This window comes from Burkholderia sp. LMG 13014 (assembly GCF_905232215.1).
In the GTDB taxonomy this organism is placed as follows: Bacteria; Pseudomonadota; Gammaproteobacteria; order Burkholderiales; family Burkholderiaceae; genus Burkholderia.
In genome coordinates this window covers 1-4,790 of record NZ_CAJNKE010000458.1, presented here as the reverse complement: position 1 = coordinate 4,790, position 4,790 = coordinate 1, and the positions used below count along the sequence as shown (strand labels likewise).

6 protein-coding genes are annotated in these 4,790 nt (G+C 66.2%); 1 reads left to right on the top strand and 5 read right to left on the bottom strand.

The features are described from left to right. The 3 genes from JYJ84_RS28585 to JYJ84_RS28575 all read right to left on the bottom strand — a co-directional run. Window positions 1–973, bottom strand: a 973-nt coding sequence (locus JYJ84_RS28585; RefSeq protein ID WP_205189773.1) for a S1C family serine protease, incomplete at its 3' end; no start/stop codon positions are given. Window positions 974–1,296: 323 nt separating this feature from the next. Then, window positions 1,297–1,935: a hypothetical protein gene (locus tag JYJ84_RS28580; RefSeq protein ID WP_205186218.1), complete on the bottom strand. Its 639-nt coding sequence runs from the start codon at window positions 1,933–1,935 to the stop codon at window positions 1,297–1,299. 122 nt (window positions 1,936–2,057) lie between these two features. Then, a complete protein-coding gene (locus JYJ84_RS28575; RefSeq protein WP_175219743.1) occupies window positions 2,058–2,672 on the bottom strand; it encodes a DUF3304 domain-containing protein in 615 nt (204 codons plus the stop codon). A 371-nt stretch (window positions 2,673–3,043) separates the two neighbouring features. On the opposite strand from JYJ84_RS28575, the gene JYJ84_RS28570 reads away from it, so the two are divergent. Further along, entirely contained in the window at window positions 3,044–3,601 is a 558-nt protein-coding gene (locus tag JYJ84_RS28570) for a sugar O-acetyltransferase (protein WP_122947252.1), read from the top strand. 18 nt (window positions 3,602–3,619) lie between these two features. Here JYJ84_RS28570 and JYJ84_RS28565 read toward each other — a convergent pair whose 3' ends face one another. Both JYJ84_RS28565 and JYJ84_RS28560 read right to left on the bottom strand, forming a co-directional pair. Next, window positions 3,620–4,024, bottom strand: a complete 405-nt coding sequence (locus JYJ84_RS28565) for a hypothetical protein (protein WP_236027455.1) — start codon at window positions 4,022–4,024, stop codon at window positions 3,620–3,622. Between the two features lie 89 nt (window positions 4,025–4,113). After that, on the bottom strand, window positions 4,114–4,790 hold a 677-nt coding region (locus JYJ84_RS28560), incomplete at its 5' end, for a PLP-dependent aminotransferase family protein (protein WP_205189772.1).

Sequence of the window (4,790 nt, the reverse complement as noted above, 5' to 3'; positions counted from 1 at the left end):
TGCCGACATCCTGCACGTCGACGCCGATTGCGTTGCCGGACGACGCGTCCGGCGCCTGGGGCTGTTGCGCCTGCATCTGCTTCTGCAGTTGCGCGCGCACCTTTGCGGCAAACGCGATCGGGATCGCGAACGTCGTGCTCGCGTAGCGGTCCGTGCCCGTATAGACCTGCACCGCGATGCCGATCACGTCGCCCGCGCGATTGAATACCGGGCCGCCCGAATTGTCGGGGTTCGGCGCGATGTCGGTTTCGAAGAACGGAAACGCGCTGCCGTCCGGCATCCGGTGCGACGTGGCGCTGACGATGCCGGCCGTGACCGTGTTGCCCGATCCGTCCGGCGCGCCGATCGTCATCACCGGTTCGCCCGCGCGCACCTTCGACGAATCGCCGATGTGCACGAACGGCAGCTTCTTCCCGTCGATCCGCAGCACCGCGACGTCGCTTTGCGGATCGACGGCCAGCACGGTCGCCTTGAATTCGCGGCGGTCGGTGAGCCGTACCGTCACGTCGGTCGCATCGTCGACCACGTGCGCCGAGGTGAGGATCAGGCCGTCGGCGCTGACGATGAAACCCGAGCCGCTGCCCGATACCGCGCGCGGCGACGTGTCGGGTGCAGGCGCCTGCGCCTGTGCCTGCGCCTGCGGGCCCTGCGCGGGCGGCGGCGCGTCGTGCCGGAAGAACGCGGCGAGTGGATCGTCGGGATCGAGGATCGAGAAGGACGGGCCGCCGGCCTGCTGGTCGGGTGCGGCGGTCATGATGGTCACGACTGCCGGGCCGTAGCGGTCGACGATCGCCGGAAAATCGACCGGCATCGCGTAAGGCGCAGCAGCCGGCCGCTGCTTCATCGGATGTGGCGGGACAGGCGGCGACAGCGTTCCGGCGAGGACGGACGGCGGGGGCAGCAAACAACCGGCAAACACGCCCCCGATCAACGCGGTGCGAAGCACGGCGCGAGCAAGCGTCTGGCGAACCACGGTGCACCTCCCCCGGGAGTCACGGCGCCGACATGCGCGAGACGCGCAGGCGCCCGACAAGCCCCGGTACACGCATCCATTTATAGTCCAAGCGGCCTGTTCGAACATACGAATCGAAACCCGAATACGGGGCGGCGCGGCACGCGCGGAGCCGCGACGGCGTTCGTTTCGAACAAAGTGCGCGGTTCGTCAATCCGCACAAGTCCGATTGTCGTGCATGGCGATGGGCGGTGCGTGTCAGGTGGCTCCATGGATGCGCGCCACGTTGAGCTTCGCTCGACGTGGATGTCGACGATCCCCGGGACGCGAGCGATCGCCCACCGTCACATCGAATCGACCGTGTGGGCTTCCGCCAGCGTCTGCAGGCGTCGACCGAGATCTCGGACCGCGCCGGCCGGCGCCCCTGACACGACAACGCACAGGTTCTTGTAGATCCACACGAGTCCGAGCCCGGGACCGGCGATCGAGTTCTGGACCGACACGCTTCCAAGCGGATCGGGATCCGTCTCGAACGGCACGCGCTCGATCGTCGGCGAAGTTGTCTCGTGGAGAAAATAATCCGCCGCCTTGAAGCGATCCTTGGCCTGCGCAACCGTGATCGACACGCGTGCGCCGTTGAACCGGCCGTTGAAGACAAATATCCGGAAATCCTTGAGCGGCCCGGTTTCGTCGACAGGCTGTTCGACACGCTCGATCGTCAGTGCGTTGAACCCCGGGACGCGCTGCGTCGCGAGCTTGCCCCAGTCGAACGCGACGATCTTCCGGCCATCGTCGGTCGCGAACTTCCGGTCGAAATCGATCTGCGACTTGAATGCGTCGACACGCGCGGTCGGGCTGAAGGCTCGCCGAATGGCTGCGGCTCTTTCATCCGCGCTCATGACGGTTCCCGATGCCGGCGCCTGCGCATGGCTCGAGCCGACAAGAATGGAACAGAGCAACAGACCGATGGCATGCACTTTCATTTCGCCGCTCCTGCGCCGGGCAACGTTTTTGTCGTCGTCATGAAGCCCGCGAAGCATCGCTTCCTGCGCACCGGGAATCGCTACGCCGGCATCGGGCCGCTCGGCGGCCGCAAAACGAACACTCATCTCGCGGCCCGCACCATGCTGTGGTCCGGTGTCGGGCAGTCGCGGCTGCTGTTCAACACCGTGAAGTGTCCCGGACACGCCTTGCTCGGGACCTGCAATCCTTCGGGAAATTCCGGTGCGCCCGGCAGCCACGGAGACGCGTATGCCTTGATCCTGTCCCCCGGGAAAAACACGATCCACAGATAGCCGTCCGAGAACGAACCATACGGCTCGATCGGCACGACCCGGCTAGCCACTGCATTCGGATTGCGCCTATACATCTCGTCGTTCCGCCATTCAACCTGGACCGTCAATCCCGGGCGCCATTTTTGCGGAACGGACACACAGCACATGATGCTGCCGCCGGCGCTGCCGATCCGGGCGGCCACATTGCCGCCCCAGGTGCCGTCGACAGAGTAGGTACCGATCGGCACGTCCGTGTAGTTCAGCGCGTTCAGTTTCAGCCCGATCCCGGTATCCTCGCCGCCGGGCCGCGCGGCCTCATCCGCCGCCGTAGCGGCTTGCTGATCCGCATGATCCGTCGCACGAGAGCACCCGGCTCCCGTCACGCAGGCCGCCAGGAAAACGGCCAGACGAACGACGGTCATCACCGATCCGGCTCGCACATTCATGACGCGATTCTCTTGTCGGAATCCCGACGTGAAATCGAAAGCGATACGGTAGCGGAAATCACCGGCAACGGGTAAGGTTACCCGCGCGCGCTGCCACCCGCGCGTCCATCCCCGCCCCCCGCTCCGCGATCGCTGACAGCAGCCGCAACATCGGCTCGAACGAGACAACGCAAGGTGATGCACGTACTGCGAGTCGCACGGCTTCGCCCGTGCGGGGCTGTCCCCGGAGCCGGGCCCCGGCGGTCGCGTCTGGTCGCTATACGACAAACCGGCTCGTTGACGACCGTCGGCTAAGCGCTGCCGGCCCTCCCAAAACGGGCGGCGCAGCGTCACCCCCGGACAGTGAATGCCGACAGACAGGAAACCCGTGCATGCCGAATGACGACCGCAGCCTCCTCATTCCCCGAAGAACGCCCGAATCGGCGACGATGCTCGCGAACGTCAAACGCGCGATGGCGCTCACCGCCCGCCTCAACCGCCTGTCGTTCGACGATGCGGACGAAGTCCGTGCGCTGTTCGGCGAACTGATCGGCAAGCCGGTCGACGACAGCTTTCTGCTGCTTCCGCCGTTCTACACGACCGGCGGGCCCGACATCACCGTCGGCCGCAACGTGTTCGTCAACCAGAACTGCACGTTCTACGATCTCGGCGGGCTCGACATCGCCGACGACGTGATGATCGGGCCGAACGTGAGCCTCATCACGTCCGGCCATCCGCTGGAACCGTCGAAGCGGCGCGCCGCTGTCGTCGCGAAGCCGATCGCGATCGGGCGCAACGTGTGGATCGGCGCCGGCGCAACGGTCATCGGTGGCGTGACGGTAGGAGAAAACGCGGTGATCGGCGCAGGGGCCGTGGTCACGCGGGACGTGCCGCCGAATACGCTGGTGGGCGGTAATCCGGCGAAGGTCATTCGGTCGATTGGTGATTGAAGCCGCGTAGCGCGGCGCCTACTTGAGACACCAGTAGCGCGCCGCAAATTCCTTGTTGATCGATACGACGACCATCCCGTTCGCATTGCGCGGCGGCTTGCCTTCCGAGCAGCGAGCGTTGTCCGACACGAAATACTCGACATTGCCGCGCTTGAACGTCCAGTCGGTATTGACGCACGGATCGGTGCCGACCGTTTCCTCCGTGCCGCCGTGCAACTCGACGTCCGGCTTGCGATCGACCGAGTGCGGCTTGTTCCAGGCCCGGTAGTTCAGCGTCCCGTTCGCGGCGCGGTCGATCACGATGTGATGCTTGTCGGTATTGCAGATGAATCCGTCGTGGGTGACTTGCGCATGGGCGGCAGCGGTGGCCAGCAACGCGCATGCGGTACCGGCGAGCGCAAAGAATCTGTAAGGCGTGAGCACGTTCGATCAGGAAGAGAAGGTGAAATCGGAGGCGATACGGTAGCGGAAATCACCGGCGACGGGTTGGGTTTCCCGTGCCCGCCCCGCCCTCAATCTCCGCCTACCCGCTCCGCGATCGCCGACAGCATCCGCAACATCGGCTCGAACGCATCGGCCGACGTATTGCCGAATCCGAGCACGAGCCCGTTGCCGGCCGATGCCGCATCGATCGAAAACCCCGACAGCGGAAACGGCCCGATGCCGTGCTCGCGCGCCGCGTCGACGATCGCGCGATCGCGGTAGCGCGCGGGCAGCCGCAACGCGAGATGCAGCCCGCACGGCCCGCCCTCGATCTCGTGCGGCACGCTCAGGTTGCCGTCGAGCGCGGCCAGCAGCAACCGCCGCCGGTCGCGGTACAGCCGGCGCATCCGGCCGAGATGGCGGCCGTACTCGCCCGTCTCGATGAAATCGGCCAGCGCGAGCTGCACATGGCGCGTGCCGCCGCGCAGCATCTCCGGCAGCACCGGCCGCACCGCGGCCAGCAGCGCGTCGGGCAGCACGAGAAAGCCGATCCGCAGCGCCGGAAACATCGTCTTGCTGAACGAGCCGAGATAGACGACGGGCGAATCCGGTGCGAGCCCGTGCATCGCGCCGATCGGCTCGCCGGTATGACGGAATTCGCTGTCGTAGTCGTCCTCAATGATCCATGCGCGATGCCGGCGCGCGGCATCGATCAGCGCGAGCCGGCGCGAGATCGACAGCACGGCGCCGGTCGGGAACTGGTTCG